Raw genomic sequence first — 25697 nt, forward strand, 5'->3', positions numbered from 1 at the left:
TAGAAAAATTTTTTTCATTTATGGAAAAATTAATATATAAGGTATTTGTTAATTATATTTAACACTTTATTGACGCTCACAAGCTAAAATGCTATTATTAAATAGTTCAAAACCATAACTATTCAATAACTGAACAGTTATAGTTTTGAAGTTTTATAAAAGCTTTAATATGGGGGCTTGGGAATGAATAGAGAAATTTTGGTTGAAAATTTAATAGAATTTCTTCCTATACTTTATAAGAAATTTTTTAAAGGGCTGGATGTGTGTGAAATTACAAAGCAGCAGTTCGAGCTACTGTATTGTGTAGGCCAGTGGGATGAAAAGCCTATGACATATTATTGCTCCAAAATGCTGGTGTCAAAGTCGAACCTTAGTATAATTGCCGACAGGCTTATAGAGGAAGGATTTTTGGAAAGAAATACTTTGCCCGAGGACCGGAGGGTAATACTTCTAAGACTTAGCGAAAAGGGAAGGGGGTTTTTATGTGATCAAACAAACAAGTTCAAGAAGGAAATAATTAATAAGCTTGAAAAATTTGATGAAAATGATATAAAAAGGCTGAATGAAATTATGCAGGAGGCAAGGGAAATAGTTACTAAATTGGATTAATTACTAAAACAAAACAGGGAGGTAAATATTCATGAAATTAAAGAAGGCCATTATATTAACGCTGGGAATATCGCTTCTTTTAAGCGGATGCAGCTCCGGCACGTCGGATGAGAATGCCGAGGAGGTAAAGCCTGTTGCTATAAGCGTATCAAAGGTGTTAAGAACGGATATACAGAGCATAAAGACGGTAATAGGAAAGGTGAAGCCTTCACAGGATATTAGTGTGGTTGCAAAGACACCGGGAAAGGTCAGCAAAATTTATGTGGAAGTGGGACAGGAGGTAAAAAAGGGAGATCCGCTGCTTACAATTGAGGATAAGGATATAAAGCTTCAGGTGGAACAGGCCAAGGCAGCCTTGAATGCAGCCAGTGCAAACCTTGACAGGACATCGGGGGGGTCTATGGAGCTTCAGCTTGCCCAGCTCAAATCTACTCTTGAGACTACCAGAATGGCAATGGATAATGCAAAAACCGCTTACGAAAATGTTCAGAAGCTATATGAAAATGGGGCTGCCTCCAAAAGGGAGCTTGATTCTGCCGAGACGGGATACAAGACTGCATTGGAGCAGTACAATACTGCAAAGAGTGCGGCTGAGCTCACAGAGGCTAAGATAAACAGCGAGAGCATAGAGACAGTCAAGGCTCAGGTAAAGCAGGCCGAGGTGGCATATGAAATAGCCAAAACCCAACTGGAAAATATAACGCTTACCGCGCCTATGGACGGAGTTATATCAAAAAGGATGGTTGACGCAGGGGAATTTGTATCGAACGCCGCTCCCGCCTTTACCCTTGTAAATGTATCGGATGCCGTTGTGGAAATAAATGTTACGGAAAACATGATAAACAAGATAAATGTAGGGGATAAATACAAGGTTGTGTTCAAGTCTCTGGACAACCAGGAGTATACGGGAGAGGTTATAAGCGTAAGCCCTGATGCAGACCCTGCGTCTAACACCTTCCTTATAAGATTGGCGATATCCGGCGAAGAAGGAAAAATAAAGGGAGGAATGCTTGCTACCGTAAGCCTTGTTGAAGAGTCAAAGAAGAATGTTATGGCTGTTGCTATAGATTGTGTTGTGGAGGATGGAGGTAAAAAGGCCATTTACCTTGTCGACGGGGAGCTTGCAGTAAAAAAGGATGTCGTTACAGGGCTTTCCGATGAAGAGCTTTTGGAGGTATCAGGGGATTTTAAGGAAGGCGATACAGTTATATTTAAAGGACAGGATTTTGTAAAAGACGGTACAAAGGTTACTGTTATTAATTGACGAATGGAGGTGATAGGGTGAATATTTCAGAGCTTTCTATAAAACGCCCGGTAACAATTATAATGTGTATGCTCATTGTAGTTGTTTTCGGAGCGGTATCCTTTATGAGAATTCCAATGGATTTGATGCCAAGCATGGATTTGCCCATGGCTATTGTTTCTACTACTTATTCAGGGGTAGGCCCTGAGGAGGTGGAAAATTTTGTTACAAAAAATGTTGAAAGCGCTATGGCTACCGTTAACAATATGAAAAGCATTCGGTCTCAGACATCTGAGGGAACATCTATTGTTATGGTTGAGTTTACTGACGGAACCGACATGAATTTTGCTACGCTGCAGATGAGGGAAAAGCTTGACCTGATAAAGAACTATCTGCCTGACGGCGTAGAAAATCCTATGGTGCTTAAGCTTGATCCAAACATGCTTCCTGTGGCGCAAGTGGGAGTATCCTCTGAAAAGGGAGACGCCGTCGAGCTTAAAGAATTTGTGGAGGATACCATAAAGGCAAGGATTGAAAGGCTTGAAGGGGTTGCGTCGGTACAGGTATCAGGAGGAGCGGAGAGAGAGATCAAGGTTGAAGTGGATCCGGCAAGGATGGCGGGCTATGGGGTGCCCTTCAGCCAGGTTATAAACATACTTCAGATGGAAAATATAAACCAGCCGGGAGGAAGTGTTGAATACGGGAGTAAGGAGCTTATTGTAAAAAGCAAGGGAGAGTTCAGCTCCGTAGAGGATATAAAAAATATACCTATAACCATGCCCGGAGGCAGGGTTATATATATAAGAGACCTTGCAAATGTGCAGGACTCTGTTAAGACCCAATCTACATACACAAGAATGAACGGCAAGGACAGCGTAGGAATATCGGTGCAGAAGCAAACAACTGCAAATACCGTTAAGGTTGTAAATCTGGTAAAACAGGAGATAAATAAGATTAAAAGTGAAAACCCCGGCATAAATATAAGCATTGTTTTCGATCAGGGAATGTATATTGAAAAGTCAATTGGAAGCGTTGCGTCAAATGCGCTTGTAGGGGCTGTTCTGGCAATTATTATACTGTTTATTTTTTTAAAGAATTTCAGAACCACTCTTATTATAGCTATAGCAATTCCCGTATCTATAATTTCAACCTTTATCCTTATGTTTTTATCCAATACCTCCCTTAACATTATTTCAATGGGAGGGCTTGCGCTTGGCGTGGGTATGATGGTTGACAGCTCTATAGTGGTGCTTGAAAACATTTTCAGGCACAGGCAAAGCGGTGAAACGGTAATTAACGCGGCAATAAAGGGCGCAAAGGAGGTGGGCGGGGCTATTATTGCTTCCACTCTTACCACGGTAGTTGTTTTTGTGCCCATTATATTCACAGAGGGAATGGCGGCAGAAATATTTAAAGAGATGGCGCTTACCGTTACGTTTTCTCTTCTGGCGTCTCTTGTAGTGGCGCTGACGGTTGTACCCATGTTAAGCTCTAAAATGCTTAAAATATCGAGCAACGATAAAGAGAAGAAGAGTATTTTAAATAAGATTTTTGACGGATGGGGAAGGCTGTTTGACAGGGTGGATGAGGTTTACAGGAAAATCCTCAAAACCGTTTTAAGGAGAAGAGCTGTAACGGCTTTAGTGGTTATTACTGTTTTTATTCTGAGCATTGCGGCTGTACCGCTGATAGGCATTGAGTTTATACCGGAAACCGATCAGGGGCAGTTTATTGTAAACATAAGCCTTGCGGAAGGCACCAATATTGAAAACACCAATGAGATAGCAAACAGGGTGGAGGAAATAATAGCCTCTGTTCCCGAGGTGGAAAAAATATTTGTATCTGTCGGCGGAAGCAGTGAGATGGGCATTTCCACATCCTCAGAGAGCAATATCGCTTCTATTGATACAACCTTGGTAGCGCTGAATCAGAGAAAAAGAAGCACTGCCAATATTGTTGAGGAGGTCAGAGAGCAGGTTAAAAACATACCCGGTGCAAATATTGAGGTGAGCAATATCAGTATGAGCATGGGAGGTATGGGAGGCAGCCCTATATCAATAGAAATATCGGGTTATGATCTGGACCAGCTTAAGGCAATATCTTGGGAAGTGGAGGAAAAGGTTAAAGGTGTTGAGGGTACAAGGGAAATACAATCCAGTGTATCAAAGGGCAGGCCGGAAGCACATATTTATGTGGACAGAGACAAGGCTTCACAATACGGAATAAATACCATGATGGTGGCATCCGCAGTGAGAAGCGCGTTAGAGGGCCAGGTTGCAACCAGATACAGGGTTGGCGGGGATGAAATAGATGTAAGGATACAGTTCCCGCAGAATGAGGCGAAGACCTTTGAGCAGCTTAAAAGCATTAATATTTCAGCTCCCAACGGAGCAAATCTGGCTCTTTCGGATGTAGTAAAAATTGAGCTTAAGGAAGGCCCGGTGAGCATAACCAGAAATAATCAGACAAGACTTGTTACCGTTACCTCCAATCTCTACGGAAGGGATGTGGGGAGCGCCACCAGCGAATTGATGGAGGCGGTTGGTGAAATTCCTCTTCCCGAAGGATATTCGCTGACTTTTGCGGGGCAAAACAAGCAAATTGAGGATTCCTTTACGAGCTTAGGTCTTGCACTGCTGCTTTCAATCGTTCTCATATATATGGTAATGGCGGCACAGTTTGAATCCTTATTGCAGCCCTTTATAATAATGTTTTCAGTGCCCATTGCATTTTCGGGAGCCGCCATAGGCCTTCTGCTTACGGGAAGAACATTTAATGTAGCGGCCTTCATCGGCATAATTATGCTGTCGGGTATTGTTGTAAACAATGCCATAATACTGATTGACTATATAAACCAGCTAAGGCGCGGAGGCCTTGGGAAGGATGAGGCGATAATAAAGGGAGGGCCAACCAGATTGAGGCCAATAATGATGACCACCCTTACAACCGTTTTGGGAATGATACCCCTTGCAATAGGTATAGGAGAGGGCTCTGAAATTCAGTCTCCTCTGGCGACGGTTATTGTATTCGGGCTTTCATTATCGACTCTGGTTACTCTTCTCATTGTTCCAGTTGTGTATTCTCTGCTTGACGACCTGCACAACAGGATAAGAGGAAGGAAGAGAAAAGGGGAAAGGCCTTCGATAGCCTGACCTCTCCCACAAGTGTCATTACATTATTTGATTTCTCTTGCAAAAAGCGGCCAAGTGCCGCTTTTTGGCATGTCTGGGGAAATAGTTGCGGAAAGGCCTGCCTAAATGCTATTATTTACCAATAGAAACATCCTCGGAAATTGTGTTGTGGGAGGAGATTGGATGGGAGTAAGGGCATTTGCAGCCATATTTTTAGCAGTAAGCCTTCTTCTGACAGGCTATTCCGGCTCAAAGCCGCAGACATATGCTAAAAAGCAGGCTTCTTCTTACAAGGAAGAGCTTATTGAGCTGACGGGAGTGCCGGAGCTGCATATTGAAATTGACTCGGGTCATTTAGAGGCTTATTCATGGGAGAAAAAGGCTGTTAAGCTTGAGATTACGAGAAGGCTTACATGTGATGAGGGTGATACTGCAAACGGGGACGCGTTTAAAAACTTTTACTCACAAGTAGAATGTGACGGTAACAATATATTTTTTAAAAGCAGTTGTGGCAGAAGGGGCAGGGGTACAGACGATGCAGAAATTAGCCTGCGGGCTTTTATACCCAGAAAGGTTTCAAAAATAAGCTGCAAAATTCAAAGAGGAAGCATTAAGTTTTTTGACGATTTAAAGTGTGATTTTACCGCTGAGCTGGGCGGTGTCAGCACAGAGATAAAATATTTTGAGGGGAATATGAATCTGGAAGCGGACTCAGGAAGCCTCAGGATCGAGAATGGAAGAATAAGAGGAGATTTAAGCGTAAGCGTAGACACGGGAAATATATATATAAAAGCCCGCATTGACGAAGGCGGTAGCAGCACCTTAAGTACCAAGGCGGGAAATATAGATGTCCGGCTTCCATCAGATTCAAAGGTGAGCTTTGAGAATGTGGGAACAGTTGAAGTAAATGAGTTTACTGTAAGCAGCTATGACACTAAGGTTAAGCTGGACAGCGGCATTGGCCGGATTTTTGCAACAAAGTATTAAAGGGCCGCCTTTTTTATCATTCATCCTTTAAAAAGGCATTGTATTCCACAAGTGCCTCTGCCTGAGACTGCAAGCGTACATAATTTACCGTGTCAAAATTATTTATAAGACTGTTGACAATATCAGCGTCTATTTGATTCTTTTTAGCCATGGAGTTCAAAACGCTGAGGGCTTGCTCTATTTCCATTCCTTTTCTGTAAGGCCGATCCTCTGTTATTGCGGTAAAAATATCGGCAACCCCTAAAATTCTTGACCCTATTGAGAGATCTTCTTCCTTCAGCCTAAAGGGGTAGCCCTCTCCGTTGAGATGCTCATGGTGAAATGAGCTCCATGTGTTTATAACCTCAAAGCCCTTCACCTTTTCAAGTATATGGTATAAATAATAGGTATGGCTTTTCATAATATTTATTTCAGCTTTAGTCAGCTTGCCGGGCTTTTCCAGTATTTCAGACGGGATTGCCAGCTTTCCAAGGTCATGCATGTACCCTGCTGCCTTAAAAAGCCGGCAGCTTTCATCGGGAATTTTGAATATTTTTCCTAACAATTCGGCTACTGCGGCAACTCCGCTTGAATGAGTGGAGGTGAATTTGCTTCTGAAGTCTATAATCCGCTTATAAATAACAGCAATGTCCATAAACTCATCAGAGTGCATCGACAGGTATCCCAAATCAAAATTTCTGAAAATTGTGTCGGGATTGAGTATGGTGTCCAGCCAGAAGGCTTCTTTTGAGGATACCGACAAAAATGCCTCAACGATCTGGGGACTGAATACAGCTCCGCTATGCTTTTTTATAATACTCTGAATGTCATCGGTCTGGTTGATAATGTTGGAATTTGTATCAATCAAGCAATCCACTCTGTCTGCAAGATGTATTATATGGCTGCCTATATGTATTTTCCCCATGTCACAGAATTCACATGCCCCATAATTCCATTTAAGGTGATGATGCCTTATAATGCGGGCTGCCTGCTTAAAGAGGGGAAAATCCTTTAAAAGCCGGTAGCCCATCTCAGCGTGTCTGGTTGCGTGCTGATCCTCAAACCTTAAGGTTTCAATCCTTTCATTTAGAGATAAGGCCCCTGAATCATGCAGGAGAGAAGCAATAATTATATCATTTTGAATATCCTTGGGAAGCCCCATTTCTCCGGCAATTTTTAATGAAATATATGTAACCCGCTTATGGTGCCCGGTAAGAATGGGACTTACCAGATCAATAAGGCTGGAAATAGAAATTATTATGTCCATCAGCGCGATTTTTGAATTTTGAATTTGCATAAAAAGTCTCCTTGCGGTAATTGTATTTTAAAAATATTCATTCATAGCGTACATTATAACATATCGGTTTATAAATAATATAAATTTAGCTTTAAGGGAATATTAAAAATATAAAGTTGGTTTAAGGAGAGGCTTAATTTATGAGACGGGTTTTTATTGGAATGGCTGTGATAAGCTTACTGCTGTCGGGATGCGGCTTACAGAGACAAACGAAGACACCTGGTGAGGAAGATTTTATAAAGCTCCAGCATGAGCAGGGAGCTTATGGGCGCGGACTGAACGTTATAAGCTCTATTAAAGATGTAAAAGCAGGTGAAAGGTCACAAATCACAGTACAGGGGGATGCTGGGGGAGTATATGAAATTATATCCACTTACAGGGTGGGAGAAAAATCATACACCGTGCGCAGCACTAAAATGGCGGACAGAGAGGGCAGGGTTTCATGGGACTGGATTGTAAGCCCCGATACATTGCCCGGCATATATCCCATAACTATTTCAGGGAATGGAGCCGAAATCCTCAGCTCTTACTCTGTTAAGGAATAAAAAGTTTCGATTTACAGCTACTTGTTTAAGCTGCTGCTGTCGTCGTTTTGCCGACAATCCTGTATATCATCCACAAACACTTGATTTTCAATAATTTGATAAACGATCCGATATCTTTTGCTTGACAATATATAGCGGTATTTGCCGACTGTAAGATATGGGCGATTATATGCGGGATAACGGAACGGATCGGTTTGGAGATTGCGGATGTTTTCAAGCAATTCATCCAAAAGCCTGTTTGCTGCATTAACGCTGACACGCGCTAAAAATTCAAAATGCTCATACATTCTGTCGTTTGCATCGGATGCAATAATCACCTGATATACCTTTTCGCTACTCTCCATGCTCTGCTCCTCTGGCGATTGCTTCCCTCATGTTTTTTTCGAACTCATCAACAGTATATCCTCCCGTTCCAAGCAAGCGGGAACGTTCTGTCGCAAGCAAATGCTCGGCTGCCAGCAAATTCTCCTCGCGCCGGTTGAAGGTTTCCATATCCATGATAACGGTATCGCCGACGCCATTTCTTGTTAAAAATACAGGTGTTTTCGTTTTGCGGCAAATATCAGCTATACTGTTGTAATTTTTCCGAAGCTCACTTGATGACTTAATTATTGTACTCAATTTTCTCACTCCCGATAGTCAAATTTATATCAATATTATACCCTTATGAGACTAAAATAGCAATGGCAGAATTGCTGATAATTGCTGATTCTCAGAGTTAACGGGATTCAAACTGGCTTTCGAAAAAGTAAAGTGAAATTAATACATCGATTAAGTAATTCCTACGTTCCCTTGTATACTTCTTGTTTTCTCGTGTTTTCATGTTATAATAGAGTTGTTTATTTGTGCTATTTAACCTGGCGAGGTGGACAAAATGGCGATAAGTTACAAAAAGCTCTGGAAACTCCTTATAGATAAGGATATGAAAAAGAAAGCTCTGCAAAAGCTTGCAGGTATCAGCTCTGCTTCAATAACGAAGCTCGGCAAAAATGAAAATGTAAATACTGAAATACTTGCGAAAATATGCAAGGCCTCGAATTGTGACATAGCCGATATTATGGAAATGAATGGTGAAGTAAAATGATAAATTGGAGATGGGGATATTTATGGATTCTTATACACCACATCAAATAAGATTCTTTGCAGAGCAGTTACTGTTAAAACGCCCGCAGTCAAGTATTGACGGGCTTGCTTCGACCATGTCCGGCGTTAAGGTTGACTTAAATCCCCATCAGGTAGATGCCGCATTGTTTGCTTTGAAATCCCCGCTTTCCAATGGCGCGCTTCTCGCAGATGAAGTCGGCCTTGGCAAAACCATTGAGGCAGGTCTTGTCCTTGCCCAGTGCTGGTCAGAGCGCAAACGGCGCATCCTGCTTATTGTTCCCGCCGCACTCCGAACTCAATGGCGGACAGAGCTTGACGAAAAGTTTTATATAAAATCAAGAATACTTGAGTCCACAAACTACAATAAAGCCAAAAAAGACGGAGAATATAACCCATTTGATATAAAAGATGAAGTCGTAATCTGTTCATACAATTTTGCATCGCTAAAAGAAATTGACGTCAAATCTATCGCTTGGGACTTGGTTATTATTGACGAGGCGCATCGACTCCGTAACGTTTACAAATCCAGCAATGTGACCGGAACGAGGCTGCGCCGTGCCCTATCCGGCAAGCGCAAATTATTACTGACGGCAACACCGCTCCAAAACAACCTTATGGAGCTTTTCGGTTTGGTAAGTATAATTGATGAGCATGTGTTCGGGGATGCCCGGACATATAGGGATATGTATGTCTCGGTAAATAATGAAGAAATGCGTAATCATGCATTGAAGCAACGATTGAAGCAGTTTTGCAAACGCACCCTGCGCAAACAGGTTACCGAATATGTTAATTACACAAACCGTATAGCCGTTTTACAGGAGTATACACCGACGGCAGACGAGGAAACTCTCTATAATTACGTTTCAGATTATCTGCGTTCAGATAGACTCTATGCCCTTCCCCAAGGGCAGAGAACGCTGATTACACTGGTGTTGCGCAAGTTGCTTGCATCATCATCCTTTGCGATCTCTGATACCTTAAATTCGCTGATAGAACGGCTTGAAGGGAAGCTAAAAGGCATTGAGAAAGAACTTTGTCTTGATGATTATGACACATACGAAGAATTGCTTGAAGAACAGGAAGATGCTGATGGTTCGGCATCGGATGATTTACTAAAAGATCGTGAAGGCATAAAAGCAGAATTAGATGAGCTTCGAAAATATTTCGACCTGTCAAGAAGCATTACATACAACGCCAAAGGGCAAAACTTACTCTCTGCACTGAAGCAAGGCTTCGAGAAAACCGAAAGCCTCGGCGGTAAACGCAAGGCAGTAATATTCACAGAATCCCGCAGAACCCAAGAGTACCTGTTGAATCTGCTTTCTGATAATGGGTACAGCGGTGAGATTGTTTTCCTCAATGGTTCAAATAACGATAAAATATCTAAAAAAATATATGCAGAATGGAAAGAACAGCATAAAAATGATGGAGCTATCTCCGGTTCTCGCCAGGCTGATATGAAAGCTGCCGTTGTTGAGGAGTTCAGAGACAGAGCCAGCGTCCTCATCGGTACAGAAGCAGCTGCCGAAGGTATTAACCTACAGTTTTGTAGTTTGATAGTGAATTATGACCTCCCTTGGAATCCACAACGAATAGAGCAACGCATTGGCCGCTGCCATCGGTACGGTCAGAAAAACGATGTTGTGGTTGTGAATTTCCTTAACCGTAAAAATGCAGCTGATGTTCGTGTATATGAACTGCTCGACCTGAAATTCCGCCTTTTCAGCGGCTTGTTCGGCTCCTCCGATGAAGTGCTTGGTTCAATCGAGGCAGGTGTCGATTTTGAAAAACGCATAGCATCAATTTATCAAAACTGTAAAAAGCAAGAACAGATACAAGCAGAGTTCGACCGCCTGCAAGAAGAACTCTCCGAACGTATCAACGAAAAAATGTCTGCTGCCCGGCAGTCAATCCTCGAAAACTTTGACGAAGAAGTAGCAGCCCGACTCAAAGGGTGTCAGGAAGATACTCTGATGGGTCTTGATAAATTCAGCCGCTGGCTGTGCAATTTCTTCATCATGCAGGGCGCTGAACGTGTAGAACCGCTAGACCAGTGGCGATTTGCTTATACAGACGATGGCGTTCGTATTACATATAACGTGCAGTGGAAAGACGCAGAACGTAAGGGTGATATATTTCTGCGCAAAGACGATCCGTTACTGCAAAAATGGCTGAATCATGCGCTTTCTGTCCCAGTGCCGGCTGTGAAGCTCCACTTTGACCACACAAATTCGCCGGATCATAAAATCAGCTTTCTGGAGAGTCACCCGAATTTAAAGGGAATATTCTCGCTGGACAAGCTGATATATACAGGCTTTGAAAATGAAGAACACCTTATATATTCTGTTATCACAGAAGATGATACCGAGATTGACGAAGATATGGTCAATCGCTTTATGGAATTGCCTGCCTCAATAATTGGCAAATGCGACCCTGAAACTGAGGAGTTGGTTAAAAAACGCAGTGCAGGAATTGCAGAACAACAAGCGAAAATCGAAGAGGAAAACAAAAAATACTTTCTGGAAGAATGTGCCAAGCTAGACGCCTATAGTGAAGATTTAAAAGAAGGTTTACAACGTGAGCTCAAGGAAATAGGCAAGGAAATTACGGAGAAAAAACGGATTTTCAAGAGCAGTACCGACCGACCGCTTGCAGAAATGCTGGATATGAAAGCCGAAGTGAATAAGCTTGAAGAACGGCGCAAAAAAATGCGGCGAGAACTCTATGAGCGCGAGGACGAGATTGACGCCGCGAATGAGCGTTTGCAGGATGAAATTCGCTCCAAGCTGTCTGGAACATCAAGAACAGAACACATTATGATGCTCTCTTTTGAGATTGTTTGAGGTATGGAGGGATAAAAATGTCGAACCTGAATGCCGAGGAATATAAAACTTTTGAAAGCATCAAGCATGATCGGGAAAACGGAACTGAGTTTTGGCATGCTCGTGAGCTTGCCGAAGTTTTGGAATATGTTCAGTGGAGAAATTTTCAAAAGGTAATTGACCGAGCAATTCTTGCCTGTAAAAACAGCGGATTTGAGGTCAACGACCATTTTGCTGAGGTCAGCAAAATGGTCGAGATAGGGAGTTTAACACAAAGAAAAGTAAAAGATTATGAGCTCACACGCTATGCGTGTTACTTAATTGTTCAAAATGGTGATCCGCGAAAGGAAATTATTGCGCTGGGTCAGACCTATTTTGCCATACAGACCCGCCGACAGGAAGTCCAGGACGCTTTTAATCAGCTCGATGAAAATAATAAGCGCCTGGTTGCACGCGGTAATATCAAGCAGTGGAATCAGCTTCTTGCGGAAGCTGCACATAATGCAGGAGTTATTACCGATGAAGAATTCGCCATTTTTCAGAATGCCGGATATATGGGGCTTTATGGCGGAATGACCGTTTCAGATATTCATGTGAAAAAAGGCTTGAAGAAAAAGGAAAAAATTCTTGATTACATGGGCAGCACCGAGCTGATTGCCAACCTGTTCAGGATTTCTCAGACAGAAGAGAAGCTAAAACGGGATGAGGTTACAACTGCTGCCGTTGCAAACAACACTCATTATGAGGTTGCTGAAAAGATTCGCAAAGCTATTATTGAAATGGGCGCCACTCTACCGGAGGACTTGCCTGTGCCGGATAAAAGTATTCAGACAATTGAGCGGGAAGAAATTCGCAGGCTCAGGAATTCAAAGAAAAAGTTGATGTTAGACGAATAAGGGGGATACATATCATGCAAAAACTTGAACTCACATGGATTGGTAAGGGCAGCGAACCTGCCGAGGAGCCGCGCATATTGTTGCATGACGCTTCGAAAGATTACGGTGATCCTGCCGCAGAGAATATGCTTATACATGGAGATAACCTGCTGGCATTGAAGGCTCTCGAACAGGAATTTGCCGGACAGGTGAAATGTATTTACATAGATCCTCCGTATAATACTGGGTCTGCGTTTGAACATTATGATGATAATCTTGAGCATTCAACGTGGCTGTCACTGATGAAGCCACGCATTAGCATATTGAAAAATTTACTGAGTGACAATGGAAGTATTTGGATCACGTTGGATGATACCGAAGTGCATTATCTAAAAGTGATGGCGGATGAAGTCTTTGGGCGGCGTAATTTTCTTGCCAATATCATCTGGGAAAAGTCAGATAGCCCTCGCATGGATGCAAAAATATTCTCTAGCAGACACGATCATATTCTTGTCTACGCAAAAAATGTGGACAGTGTATTGATAAACCGGCTTGTCAGCGAGGAAATCCCAGCTCACTATAATAAAACAGATGCCAGCGGACGACGTTACTATTTGAAGCCGTTGCGTTCAATGGGGAAAAATGATGCTCGCGAGGCCCGACCCAATCTGTATTATGGCATAACTACGCCCGATGGCAGTACAGTGTTCCCTATTAGGACAAATGGTTCAGATGGCAATTGGCGTTGGAGCAAAGACAAGGTGATCAACAGTCCCGACATGATAGAATGGATTGATGGCAAAAAAGGCTGGATGCCATACTATAAAATCTATGCCGATTCCTTATCCGGCACTCCGCCCGAAACCGTATGGCATCACAATGAAGTCGGTAGTAACAGGACATCAAAAATTGAAATCAAGCAGTTGTTTGGGGGAGATAAATCTTTTGACACGCCAAAACCAGAGCGGCTAATCCAACATGTTCTGCAAATTGCCACCAACCTTGATGACCTCGTCCTTGATAGCTTCCTCGGTTCTGGCACCACAGCTGCGGTTGCGCACAAAATAGGTAGACGCTATATTGGTATTGAGCTTGGCGATCACTGCTACACTCACTGTTTACCCCGCCTCAAAGCAGTGGTTGATGGCGAACAGGGTGGCATCTCCAAAACGGCGGAATGGAAAGGCGGCGGGGGCTTTAAGTTCTATGAGCTTGCTCCCACTCTAATTGTTAAGGACAAGTATGGCAACCCAGTCATCGATACCAATAAATATAATCCAGAGATGCTGGCGGCAGCAGTAGCAAAATTGAATGGATTTATCTATTCCCCTGATCCGGAGGTGTTCTGGAAGCAGGGCAAAAATGTTGAGAATAGCTTTATTTACATTACTACACAATATTTGACCGCAAAAGAACTCGACGACATTGCCCGCGACCTGCCCGATTATGAAAAGCTGCTTATATGCGCCCCGGCATTTGATACAGGGCTTGGGAAGCGCTATGACAATATAGATGTGAGGAAAATACCGCAATCGGTTCTGAACAAATGTGAATTCGGTAAGGACAATTATAACTTAAATATTGTCAACCCGCCGGAGATTGATGAGGAGGAATGGGATGATGCTGAATAGTAACGCTAAATTTATCAATAACCGCCTTGCCCTTCGCCCGCCTCAGAGGGATAGTTTAGAACGCTTTCAGCAGATTGTGGATATCCTATCACTCTCCAAAACGCCAGACTTGATTGAAGAACTACAAAAGATCCGCGAAGCGTTTCCGACGTTAACAAGCTTCGAACGGGACTTCCCGTCTGTTTGCTTCGCCATTGCCACCGGTATCGGTAAAACAAGGCTCATGGGAGCACTTATTGCTTATCTGCACTACCAAAAAGGCATAAAAAACTTTTTCGTGATGGCCCCTAATCTAACGATTTATAAAAAATTGAAGGCTGACCTGGGCGATCCCGCTTGTGAAAAATATGTGTTTCGAGGGCTGGACAGGTTTGTAAATCCGCCACGTATAATAGACGGAGACAATTACGAGGAATTCCGTTACTCACAAAAGATTGGTTACAGTAATATTATTATCAATATTTTTAATATATCTAAGTTGAATTCCGAAAGTAAGACGTCTAATGGTAAGCCTGCCCGTATCAAACGGCTCAATGAAGTATTAGGCGAGTCATATTTTCAATACTTGCAGTCCCTTCCGGATTTATGTATCTTTATGGACGAGAGTCACCATTACCATGCTGATCGTAGCTTTGACGTTATTAACGAATTGCGCCCTATATTGGGCGTGGAACTCACTGCGACGCCCCAGATTCAAAACGGCACACGCAAAATAGACTTTAAGAATGTGGTGTATGAATATTCGCTTGCCCATGCGCTGAATGACGGACTGTATGTCAAAGTGCCGGTGGTGGTAACCCGCAAGGATTTCAGGCCGGAGGAATATTCGCCGGAACAGCTTGACCATGAGAAATTAAACGATGGTATCCGCATCCATGAAGAAACCAAGAGCAAGTTGGATGTGTATGCCCGCACCTTCCGTAAGCCGTTGGTTAAGCCTTTTGTACTTGTTGTTGCCAAAGATACTGAACATTCCCGTCAGATTAGAGAATATCTGACCTCGACGGACTTCTTCCACGGATATTATAAGGACAAGGTTCTGGAAATTAACTCTGCCCAGCGTGGAGCGGAAAAAGATGAGAATATTGAGCTCCTTCTCTCTTTAGAACATCCTGTTAACCGCATCGAAATAGTTATTCATGTAAATATGCTTAAAGAAGGCTGGGACGTTACCAATCTCTATACAATTATCCCTTTGCGAGCATCTGCTTCAGAAACTCTTACTGAGCAAACCATTGGGCGAGGACTGCGTCTTCCATATGGACAACGAACAAGAGAAGATGAAGTGGACCGCCTGTCGATTGTAAGTCACGACCGATATGAAGCGATAGTCAAGCTTGCCAATGATCCAAATTCGCTTGTAAGAAGGGTTTACTATATCGACCCCGCTGATCCTCAAAATGATGAACAGCGGGAAACAGTAGAATTGACGTCCGTATACGATGAACTGACGAATGCGGAAAGTTTTACGGAGCAGCTCGTCCTTACCCTGAATGAAACTGCGTCTGAACATGTTGTCAGTAAGCCTACGGAGCAAGCGATGCAAGTGGCTCAATTTATCGCACGACTTGCGTCAAGGACAGTCATGGAACTCGGCAAGCAGGTCAAAACTTTTGATGCAACCACGGATGAGGAAACAAAGAAACTTGTACATACCAGCATCGTAGCTGAAACCATCCGTCAATTCCCCACGCTTGAATTGAAAAAAGAGGACTTGACTGCAGTTGTTGAAAAAGCGATTGAAACCTGCACCCAGGCACTGACCGAAAATATTATCCCCATTCCTCAAGCGGTGGTACAGCCTTTTACTGAGGTTAAGCATGGATTTTATGATTTTCAATTGGACACCAGCAATATGAAATGGCATCCTTCGGAGGATACTCTTATTGGGACGGAGTTACAGGAAGGCGGCGAAACTTTCGAGTTTAATGCAGATTTTGCGCTGTTTCCCAAAACCGATACTGTCGAAAATGAAATCGTGAGGCATATTATCGTCCACGATAACGTTGATTACAGCACTTCCTTCGAGCTTATTTATTCTCTTATAGCCGATGCCAGAAAGCACTTTTTGTCGTACTTAACTTCGGAGGAAACAGAGAAAGTCATGCGGGACCGCCAGCGTAGCTTGGCACAGATTATTTATGCTCAGATGAACGAACATTTCTACAAAGAGGAAACCGGGTATAGAGCTTCAAACATGCGCCCATTTACTCGGATCGAAACTGGATTCGGCGGAAAATTCAAATCGGATGACCTCTACGACTTGCGTGCAACCATGCCCGATTCAGAGGTGAAATCCAAGATATTTAAAGGATTTACTAAAGCATGCCATACCCTATATAAATTTGATAACAACACAGAGCGTAAATTCGCTATTGTGCTGGAAAACGATACAGGTGTTCTCAAGTGGATGAGGCCTTCGGCAAAGCAATTCAATATTTATTACGGACAAGGTGGAGTAAGTCGTTATGAGCCAGACTTTATTGTTGAAACGGCTGATACCATTTACATGGCCGAAACGAAAGCTGCTAATGAAGTGCAGAATGCGCTACAAAACAAGAATGGTGATGTTTGGGTGAAGTCAATCGCCGCGCAGGAATATTGTCGCGCAGTTACGGAATGGAATGCAAAAAATGGCGGAAAGCCTTGGGAATATGCGCTTATATCGCATGATGAAGTGCGGCTGCAATCCAGCTTCACTTACCTTGCCAAAAATAGAGTAGCGTCGGAACAATTAACTTTAGAGGTGTAATAATGCCGAACCGAAGGGATTCTTGGAATCAGAACTTCTCCCGCTGAGGTAAGATATGCGCTATTAGAAAGGAGCGACGAGGAAAGCTTCATATGGGAATGCGCCTAAAGCCACGCGTTTTATTTCAGCCCGTCCCTTCTGTATTGTGCAATGAGGAGGTCTACCATTCTGCCGTAGCTTTTAACCCCGTCCTTTTGCAGATTGGCCTTAAGGTATGTATCGTTGATTGAGTCTGCCGCCTCCTGTACAGGCCCCTCAAATTGCCTCCAATATTCATTTAAATAGCGCAAATCTCTTATAACCCCTTCGGAATAAAGCTCATAGAGACGGTTGAAGCTTTCTCTGTCATTTCTGAACAAGGCGTTCATTGAATTTATGGCGGCCAGAAGCGTTCCTGAATATTTGAAATCGGCATAGGGATTCATGGTGCAGGCCACATACGAAATATAATTTGCCTCATCCTCCCTTGCATAGCCGCGCTGGTGAGCCATTTCGTGACATGCGGTGCTTAAAATAAACGGGTGGGGGATATCGGTATTGACATTGGCTTCGGCAGTAAACGGGAAGTATACGCCTGTCAGTCCAGAATAGGACATGAGCGTTGAAAGCAAAATTCCTTTGGGAGGGCCATAGCTCCCGCCAAGCTGGGGATAAAGCACCGAGGCGTTGTCAAACCCTTTATGGGCGCGTCTGAATGCTTCCGCATACCCTTCAGGCAGATACATTACTCCCCGTGAGTTTTCGCTGACCTCATCCCGGAATGAGTTTGCCTTGACAATTAATGCCTCGCACACCTGTGCAAGCTCCGAAACTTCCGAGGGCCTGATATCAAGTCCGGCAGCCTCAGAAAATGGAAGCCTGTTGTAATTTAAGCCCCATGTGACAACAAACAGAAAATATGCTACCGACACGGCACTGAAAAGGTTCAGAAAAAAACGCATTATAATTTTTCTCCTATTTTCCTTTTGCCGTAGGGAATTAGAGACGGTATAAGCAATATACCCTATAAATATTGCTGCCAGAAGAATTAATATTAATTCTGCCACCGATACGGGTATTGCTCCTGTGACAATGCTTACGGCACTTATAAAGAATTTTGCCACGCCATTTGAATAAAAGTGTTCTACTAAACCGGGTATAAGTGATAAGGAATAAAACAATATTGCTCCCACAGGCAAAAGGAGAGCGATTACTATTCTTTTTGCATTTTTTCTAAGCATATCAATACCAGCCTTTTTATATTTAAGTATAAAACATATATATATTTCATAGTAATATTTCAGCAGCATTTTGTACAGGTCAAAAATTCTTTTGACAGTATATTATATATGCCACTATAATTATTATGTATTAAAGCAATTAATATATAGGGGGGATTTAATAATGTACTCAGGTTTTTGGAGGAGGTTTGTCGCCAGCTTGATTGATGCCCTTGTTGTAGGTGTAGCGGGATCTATATTGAGGGCAGCAGCGGGTGATACAGCAGGAGGGCTTTTAACAACTCTTGCGGGATGGCTCTATTTTTCAGTAATGGAAAGCTCTGAGAAGCAGGCTACTCTTGGCAAAATGGCATTGGGAATCAGGGTTGTTGATGTCGACGGAAACAGGGTATCCTTTGCAAGGGCAACGGGAAGGTATTTTTCAAAAATTATTTCAGCCATGATTTTACTGATAGGCTATATTATGGCGGCTTTTACTGCCAAAAAGCAGGCACTGCATGATATGATTGCAGGGACTCTTGTAGTGAAAGACTGAATTTAGGCAGTTAATTTTAATATTTTATAAAAACATGTGCCTGACAAGATATAAACCCTCTTATCAGGCACATGTTTTATTTTTTTCACAAAAGGTACCTAAGAATTGCTCTTAACATAAGCATCAAAAACCTTTTGAGTTATTCTTCCGCCGATTTTGCCTGCATCCGATGCTCTTAAATCTCCATTATAGCCCTGCTTAAGGTTAACACCCACTTCCTTGGCTATACCGTGCTTCATACTTTCAAAAACCTCTTTGCTTCTTGACATTATATCACCTCGCTTTATTTGTTGTTTTGAAGTGCTAATAATAATTTGGGCAATTTACTAAAGTTTATGCAGAATCAGGCCATGCAAATAATGGGAAGCCTGAACAAGATTAAAGGATTAAAGGATAGACAGGATTGAAAGATAGGCAGGATTAATAACAAAAGCACTCATCCTGTAAATCTTTTAATCCCGTAATCATGTTCAGACAGCTTGAAAATGCTTTAAAGTTTGCCGTAATTTTAATTTTGAGATTTTTAATTTATAGGTATAATCATCTTAAATTTCTTTAAAATTCCATATGGATAGTGTATAATAATGTAAATATATAGCGAAATGCCCCATAAATAAAATATTGAAGAACTTAAGAAATTTGTGCAGGATTTGCTGGAGAGAAGGTGGGAATCCATTTAGTAATGTCAGTGGCCTAAGGATTTATAAAAATACTAATTTTTCATGGAAAGGACATAAAAGTATGACTTTTTTAAAAAAAGGGGACAAAAAGGGACACCATAAATTATGGACGGCAATTTCCATATTCACACTGTTAACATTTTTCTTATCATCTGTTTTTTCGTTTAACACTGCTTTTGCACAGCAGTATTCAGAGCCGGAGGCTTTAAGCCCACATTCTCAGCAAAGCTACAAAATTATAGTAAAGCTTAATAATGAGACTGCGGCAGAGGCTGAAGCGCAGATCAGCCAGAAGAGCATGGCTCTGCAAAGAAGTAATTCTAAAAACACAGGTGATATTTTCAGCAGGTACAAGATAAAAAGCATGGAGCCTGTGTATAAGGGACTGGTAGGCTGGAAGAAAAAAACCGGAAAAACCGAAGCCCAATATTATAATAAAATCCAAAGGGATTTTACAAAAAGGTTTGCGCGGAGCAGAGACAATGCAAAGGCTGAGGGCGTTGAGCTGTCCAATACATATGTTGTTGAAGCGGATGTCGGCAGCCGTCAGGAATATGAAGAACTTCTGGAGCTTCTGAAAAAAGACCCCCGGTTTGAATATGCCGAAGAGAATATTGTAATGTCTATTGACATGACACCGAATGATCCGTATTTCTTAAGCAGAAGGTCATGGGGCCAGCCGTTTGACGATCTTTACGGAGTAAAGCTTGTTTCATGCCCTGAAGCGTGGGATACGGCGATGGGGGAGGGTGTAACGGTGGCTGTTGTCGATACGGGAATTGACAACACTCATCCCGATATTCTGGATAATATATGGACAAATACCGGGGAGATTCCCAACAATGGAATTGACGACGATAATAACGGATATATTGACGATATCTGGGGATGGAACTTTGTAAACGGCAGTAACAATCCGGAAGACGACCAGGGGCATGGAACTCACGTGTCGGGTACAATTGCCGCAAGCGGGAATAACGGAGTTGGTATCATAGGAGTGGCGCCGGGTGCAAGGGTCATGGCGGTAAAGAGCTTAAACAGTCAAGGGCTTGGAGATGCGCTGGATCTTGCCAGGGGCATTGTATATGCCGCTGAAAACGGAGCGGATATAATAAATTGCAGCTTTGGAGGTAGTGGCTATTCGCAGATACTTGAGGAGGCTGTCATTAAGGCAGTCGAGCTTGGCGCTGTTGTGGTCGTATCGGCAGGGAACAAAAACGATAACGCCGGTGAGTATTATCCTGCGGGCATAAAGGAGGCTATAACAGTTGCCGCTGTTGATAATATGGATCAAAGGGCGTATTTTTCCAATTGGGGAAGCTGCATAGACGTAGCGGCTCCGGGGGTGGACATACTGTCCTTGCGTGCTGCGCGAGCTGCACCGGGAGCTTCAATAGGCTCCGTGGTGGGGGATAAGTATGTAACACACAGCGGAACGAGTATGGCCGCGCCCCATGTAGCGGGCATAGCTGCGCTGATTCTGTCCAATAACAGGGAAATGTCGAATGCTCAGATTTCCTCGGCATTAAAAAGCTCTGCCGATGATATCATGTCCGAAGGCTTTGATTACTATTCAGGCTATGGGCGCGTGAATGCAGGAAAGGCGTTGCAGATAAACAGCTCTATTCAGGCGGAGATAGAAAGCCCCTCTCATGGAAGCTCTGTGAAAAGCAGCATAGAGGTAACGGGCAGCGCAAAGGGAAGCGGCTTCTCCGGCTACACGTTAGAGTGCGGAAAGATAATTGAATATGGGCAGGATCCTGCTTATTGGAGTATCATAGGGCAGGGAGATACCGAGGTGGACGGGGGGAAGCTTGGAGATCTCGATTTGTCAGGGCTTGCGGACGGCAGGTATGTGATAAGGCTGAGCGTTAGAGACAACAGCATTCCTCAAAAGAGGTTTGTCAACAGGGTAGAGATTGAGGTGGATCAGATAGGCTTTACCGCGCCTGAGGCCACTCCCGACCCAAGCTATGCCTCCGGGATTAGGCCGGGAAGGGTAATAGACATTCAGGGCTTTGCTGCCGGACAGACGTTCAGCAGCTACAGCATTGAATGGGGAGAGGGCTTAAATCCGACAGAATGGAATACTGAGGGAATTACACTGGAGGGCGGAGGCAGCCTTCCCGTATCCGGGGGAGCTTTAGGCAAGTGGGATTCGGGTGTATGCTCAGGAAAAGAAGGGTATTACCAGCTTAGGCTGCTTGTGGAAAATGACGGCTTTACCAATGAGGAAAGAACTATTGTGTACCTGCAGCCTGATTTAGCCTCCGATAACTGGCCTAAGAAAATAGATGTCCCGCTTGCAGAAAATTCGGGGGTTCTGCCATCGGACAGCTTTACGGGAAAGAACAGCCTTGTGGGGATTTATTCTTTGCAGCCCAAGCAAACGTTTTTTGCTAAACACTCTCACGATGGAACGCTTGAATATAAGCTGCCTTTTGTAAATGTCGCACACAGCCAGGTGGCGGTGGGGGACATTGACGACTTACCCGGAGAGGAAACGGTTTTTGTAAGGGATGATATGCTGTGCATTTTAAAGGGGGACAACTCATATACCGAATTTGCCCTGAACAGTGAATATGACTTTCGGAATAACCCTGTTATTCTTAAGGATCTGGATGGCGACTATGTGCCGGAAATTATGGTGCTGGGTGTAAACAGAAGCAATAGTAACAGAGCGTTATATGCGTATAGGCTGGATGGCTCTATTTTGGGCCCCAAATTTCCTCTTATAGCTTACGATGATTCCAGACGGTTTGATACTATGATGTACGTTAATTTTCTGGTGTTTGACATAAACAATGATGGTGAAAATGAAATTATAACGCAGCAGATGGATGACGGCTATATAACTACGCTGAATATTTACAGATGGGACGGCACGCCTCTTAACTGGCAGCAGCAGCAGCCCTCCTTTGCTAAAGCCCAATATGTACGGAATATGATAGGCGGGGATATTGACGGCGACGGTCTGGGAGAAATCGTAATATGGGCAGGAGGCCTGAATTACTTGGACATACAGTACATATATGTAATTAATTCCGACGGAAGCGTAAGGAGCGGCTGGCCGTATGCTGTCCCCGATTCGAAACTTGATATGGCGATTGCTGATATGGACAGGGACGGAACAGATGAAATTGTGTATTCACAACTGAATGAAATAAATGTGCTGCGGATTGACGGAACGCCAATGTCGAACGCTTGGCCCATATACAGGGAGCGGTATTACGGCAATTTTTCCATAGGTGATATTAATGGCGATGGTTATCCTGAAATAGTAGCATACCGCATATCGGAAAAAGAATATGTTTCATGGGATTCCGAAAGAAGGAAATATGTACATAATGAAGTGGTGGCCATTGACAGAAATGCACGGACAGCAGGTAGGTGGAGAGTTATTGGACCGGGAGGGGCAAGGCCCGATAAATCGTTAACCGGATCGTATTATTCAACGTCGAGCCCGGTATTGGGTGACTTTGACGGTGACGGCAGGGTGGATATTGCCGTCGCACAGGCATTATGGGATGAAAAGGATGTCATCACAGGCGGGGCTTTAGCGGTTATCGCAACAGGCGGTGACTATAGCGCGGATAACATGGACTGGCCAGTAAGGCTGCACAATACCCGGAACACATCGGTAAACATTGCGGAAGGGCCATTGCCGGATGTTACGGGAATTGCTTTGAATACTGCCTCGGCAAGTGTAACTGCGGGTAAGAAAATTAAGCTGGCAGCGTCTGTAACTCCGGCGGGAGCAAGCAAGAGCATAGTGTGGTCGGTGAGGGAAGAGAGTACTGGCGGTGTGGCTGAAGTGGCACAGGACGGCACAGTTACCGCAAGGCTCCCCGGTACTGCGGTAATAAGGGCGGCAAGCCGCTCTAACCTCAGCAAGTATGCCGAATGCGCGGTGACTGTTGCCGAGGCGCCGGAGGGAGTATTATTCGAGGAAGGCTTTGAAAGCTCAGGGGGAAGCCTTTTTGACGGATGGAGTGTTCAGCATGTCAGTGGCGACAGGGGGGTATGGAGCGTTGTCTCAAATGGAAACACACCTGTTGTAGATGCTCCAAGATCAGGGGCTAAGATGGCAAAGTTCAATTCATATGATGTTGCCGGAGCTGTTACCCGTTTATACAGAGATGAGGGCGTAAGCCTTGATGATGGGAGCCATTGCCTGAAATTCTGGATGTATCATGATATGATAACGAACCCGGGGAGCAGCATACAGGTTCAGGTGACTACAGACGGAGGTCGGAACTGGGTTAATGTCGGGAATGCTATTGACAGGTATGACGGCAGCAGCGGCTGGAAGGAGTATATACTGAGCCTTGATGAATATAGAGGCGCTTCGTGCCTGCAAATAGCATTTACCGCCACCGGCAATAGAAGCGGAAATATGTATCTGGATGATATATCGCTTATTAAAAGTGTGCCTGTATCCGACATTACATTGGACAGAAACTCTATGAGCCTGGCTATGTATAGGCAATCTCAATTAAACGCAGACATTCATCCCCACAATGTAACCGATAAAAATGTCATATGGGGGGTTCAGAGCGAGAGTGCAGACAGGGTGGTGGTGGTGTCTTCAACAGGCTCGGTTTTAGCACAGAACCGCGGCTGGGCTATAGTAAGAGCTACCAGCGTATGGGATCCGCGCAAGTATGCCGATTGTGTCATAACGGTAAATACCGAGCTTGTGCCTGTGACGGGGCTAAGTCTTAACACAGGTTCTGCCGATATCAGCGCAGGAGAAAGCGTGCAGCTTGAAGCTGTTGTATTGCCGCAAAACGCCACCAACAGAAATGTCAGATGGACGGTTGAGGGATCGGACAATGCCGCCACGGTATCAGCCACGGGACTTGTGACGGCAAAAGCGGAGGGGACGGCGGTAATAAGGGCTACCAGCACCTTTGACAGCAGCAAGTATGCCGAGTGTACGGTAACGGTAGGTTCGCAGGCGGTACCTGTAACGGGAGTGAGTCTGGATACGGAATCTTTAAGCATAGCAGAAGGCCAAAGCCAACTGCTTACGGCGCAGGTAATGCCTGAAAACGCCACCAACAGGGAAGTGGTGTGGACGGTGCAAAGCGAGAGCGCCGATGATGTAGCAACGGTGTCGGCTTCAGGGCTTGTGACAGCGATTAGCGCGGGAACGGCGGTAATAAGGGCCGCGAGTGCAGCGAATCCTTCCATATATGCCGAATGCACCTTAACAGTAAATATTCCCGTGATACCTGTAACGAGAGTGAGTCTGGATACGGAATCTTTAAGCATGGCAGAAGGCCAAAGCCGCCGGCTTACGGCGCAGGTAATGCCGGAAAACGCCACCAATAGGCAAGTGGTGTGGACGGTGCAAAGCGAGAGCGGGGATAATGTGGCGGCAGTATCGGAAACGGGGCTTGTGACGGCAATTGGCGCGGGAACGGCGGTAATAAGGGCTGCGAGTGCAGCGAACCCTTCCATATATGCCGAATGCACCGTAACGGTAACCCTTCCCGGTTCAGTAACAGCGATAACGCTTAACAAAACATCCCTCAGCATGTCCCGCTATAAGCTTGAGCAGCTTGTAGCAACAGTTGAACCTGAGAATGCGGCGAATAAGGCTGTTATATGGACGGTACAAAGTGAGAACGCCAGTAATGTGGTAATGGTTTTACAGACCGGATCAGTCAATTCATTAAACTATGGCACGGCTGTGGTAAGGGCAACCAGCGCCGCTGACCCATCCATATATGCCGAATGCACCGTAACGGTGAACCCGCCGGGAGATGCTATAACGGGGGTCAGCCTAAACAAAGCAGCGGTGACTTTAGAGGGCGGACAGAGCCAGCAGCTCGTTGCGGCGGTTGCACCTGCAAGCTCGGTGGTAAAGGGTATAACATGGAGGGTTATAAGCCAGAGCAGGGATAATGTGGCGGCAGTATCGGAAACGGGGCTTGTCACTGCGAATAATCCCGGTACGGCTGTAATAAGAGCGGTAAGCGTAGGCAACCCAGACAAGTACGCCGAATGCACCGTAACGGTAATCGGGCCGTAGAATATCCGGACGGCATTTTTTTTACTCACTTCCGGCTCCCCTCTTTTGAAAAGAGAGGGGCTGGGGGTGAGTTTTTTCTTTACCCCCAATAGAGGGACACTTTTGTTGAATAACCAATGTCATGCCCACTGACTATGTTAATTCTTGCATAATATTTAATTGCGCAACACATTTAGGTTGCATGTTGCTGGATTTGGCTGTATAATTATCGTGGTAATATTTAACTTATATTACATAAAGGTATCGC

17 protein-coding genes are annotated in these 25697 nt (G+C 44.1%); 12 read left to right on the forward strand and 5 right to left on the reverse strand.

Annotated elements, in window-relative coordinates; genetic code table 11:
* Positions 1–183 precede the first annotated feature (183 nt).
* The 4 genes from DFR58_RS12030 (at position 184) to DFR58_RS12045 (ending at position 5970) form a co-directional block, all read left to right on the forward strand.
* Positions 184–609, forward strand: a complete 426-nt coding sequence (locus DFR58_RS12030; protein ID WP_114298100.1) for a MarR family winged helix-turn-helix transcriptional regulator — start codon at positions 184–186, stop codon at positions 607–609.
* Positions 610–640: 31 nt separating this feature from the next.
* Positions 641–1873: an efflux RND transporter periplasmic adaptor subunit gene (locus DFR58_RS12035; protein WP_114298101.1), complete on the forward strand. Its 1233-nt coding sequence runs from the start codon at positions 641–643 to the stop codon at positions 1871–1873.
* A gap of 17 nt (positions 1874–1890) precedes the next feature.
* Positions 1891–5004: an efflux RND transporter permease subunit gene (locus DFR58_RS12040; protein WP_114298102.1), complete on the forward strand. Its 3114-nt coding sequence runs from the start codon at positions 1891–1893 to the stop codon at positions 5002–5004.
* Positions 5005–5166: 162 nt separating this feature from the next.
* The gene (locus DFR58_RS12045; protein ID WP_114298103.1) at positions 5167–5970 is read left to right on the forward strand and encodes a DUF4097 family beta strand repeat-containing protein; all 804 of its coding nucleotides are present in this window, start codon (positions 5167–5169) and stop codon (positions 5968–5970) included.
* Between the two features lie 16 nt (positions 5971–5986).
* Here the strand turns inward: DFR58_RS12045 and DFR58_RS12050 are convergent, their stop codons facing one another.
* On the reverse strand, positions 5987–7246 hold the full coding sequence (locus DFR58_RS12050; RefSeq protein WP_114298104.1) for an HD domain-containing phosphohydrolase: 1260 nt from the start codon (positions 7244–7246) through the stop codon (positions 5987–5989).
* Between the two features lie 140 nt (positions 7247–7386).
* On the opposite strand from DFR58_RS12050, the gene DFR58_RS12055 reads away from it, so the two are divergent.
* A complete protein-coding gene (locus DFR58_RS12055; RefSeq protein WP_114298105.1) occupies positions 7387–7791 on the forward strand; it encodes a hypothetical protein in 405 nt (134 codons plus the stop codon).
* A 17-nt stretch (positions 7792–7808) separates the two neighbouring features.
* Here DFR58_RS12055 and DFR58_RS12060 read toward each other — a convergent pair whose 3' ends face one another.
* Positions 7809–8135: a type II toxin-antitoxin system RelE/ParE family toxin gene (locus DFR58_RS12060; protein WP_114298106.1), complete on the reverse strand. Its 327-nt coding sequence runs from the start codon at positions 8133–8135 to the stop codon at positions 7809–7811.
* On the reverse strand, positions 8125–8412 hold the full coding sequence (locus DFR58_RS12065; RefSeq protein ID WP_114298107.1) for a type II toxin-antitoxin system Phd/YefM family antitoxin: 288 nt from the start codon (positions 8410–8412) through the stop codon (positions 8125–8127). The genes DFR58_RS12060 and DFR58_RS12065 overlap by 11 nt, the downstream gene beginning before the upstream one ends.
* A 253-nt stretch (positions 8413–8665) precedes the next feature.
* Between DFR58_RS12065 and DFR58_RS12070 the strand changes: the two genes are divergently transcribed.
* The 5 genes from DFR58_RS12070 to DFR58_RS12090 are packed head-to-tail and all read left to right on the forward strand — an operon-like array spanning position 8666 to position 16975.
* A complete protein-coding gene (locus tag DFR58_RS12070) occupies positions 8666–8875 on the forward strand; it encodes a helix-turn-helix domain-containing protein (RefSeq protein WP_114298108.1) in 210 nt (69 codons plus the stop codon).
* Positions 8876–8897: 22 nt separating this feature from the next.
* Complete coding sequence (locus tag DFR58_RS12075) at positions 8898–11738, forward strand: SNF2-related protein (RefSeq protein ID WP_114298109.1); 2841 nt, start codon at positions 8898–8900, stop codon at positions 11736–11738.
* 17 nt (positions 11739–11755) lie between these two features.
* A complete protein-coding gene (dinD, locus tag DFR58_RS12080; RefSeq protein WP_114298110.1) occupies positions 11756–12613 on the forward strand; it encodes a DNA damage-inducible protein D in 858 nt (285 codons plus the stop codon).
* 14 nt (positions 12614–12627) lie between these two features.
* Positions 12628–14223, forward strand: coding sequence for a site-specific DNA-methyltransferase (locus tag DFR58_RS12085; protein WP_207659224.1), 1596 nt, complete (start codon positions 12628–12630; stop codon positions 14221–14223).
* The gene (locus tag DFR58_RS12090) at positions 14210–16975 is read left to right on the forward strand and encodes a DEAD/DEAH box helicase (protein ID WP_170138140.1); all 2766 of its coding nucleotides are present in this window, start codon (positions 14210–14212) and stop codon (positions 16973–16975) included. The genes DFR58_RS12085 and DFR58_RS12090 overlap by 14 nt, the downstream gene beginning before the upstream one ends.
* Before the next feature lie 119 nt (positions 16976–17094).
* Here the strand turns inward: DFR58_RS12090 and DFR58_RS12095 are convergent, their stop codons facing one another.
* A complete protein-coding gene (locus DFR58_RS12095; RefSeq protein ID WP_114298206.1) occupies positions 17095–18195 on the reverse strand; it encodes a DUF3810 domain-containing protein in 1101 nt (366 codons plus the stop codon).
* Positions 18196–18358: 163 nt separating this feature from the next.
* On the opposite strand from DFR58_RS12095, the gene DFR58_RS12100 reads away from it, so the two are divergent.
* A complete protein-coding gene (locus tag DFR58_RS12100) occupies positions 18359–18730 on the forward strand; it encodes an RDD family protein (RefSeq protein ID WP_114298113.1) in 372 nt (123 codons plus the stop codon).
* A gap of 98 nt (positions 18731–18828) precedes the next feature.
* Here DFR58_RS12100 and DFR58_RS12105 read toward each other — a convergent pair whose 3' ends face one another.
* On the reverse strand, positions 18829–18999 hold the full coding sequence (locus DFR58_RS12105) for a small, acid-soluble spore protein, alpha/beta type (protein ID WP_114298114.1): 171 nt from the start codon (positions 18997–18999) through the stop codon (positions 18829–18831).
* Between the two features lie 472 nt (positions 19000–19471).
* Here DFR58_RS12105 and DFR58_RS12110 point away from each other — a divergent pair, with 472 nt between their 5' ends.
* Positions 19472–25450 (forward strand): Ig-like domain-containing protein, encoded by a 5979-nt coding sequence (locus tag DFR58_RS12110; protein ID WP_114298115.1) that lies wholly within the window; start codon positions 19472–19474, stop codon positions 25448–25450.
* Positions 25451–25697: the final 247 nt, after the last annotated feature.

The sequence above is a fragment of the Anaerobacterium chartisolvens genome, from assembly GCF_003337415.1.
Classification (GTDB): Bacteria; Bacillota; Clostridia; order Acetivibrionales; family DSM-27016; genus Anaerobacterium; species Anaerobacterium chartisolvens.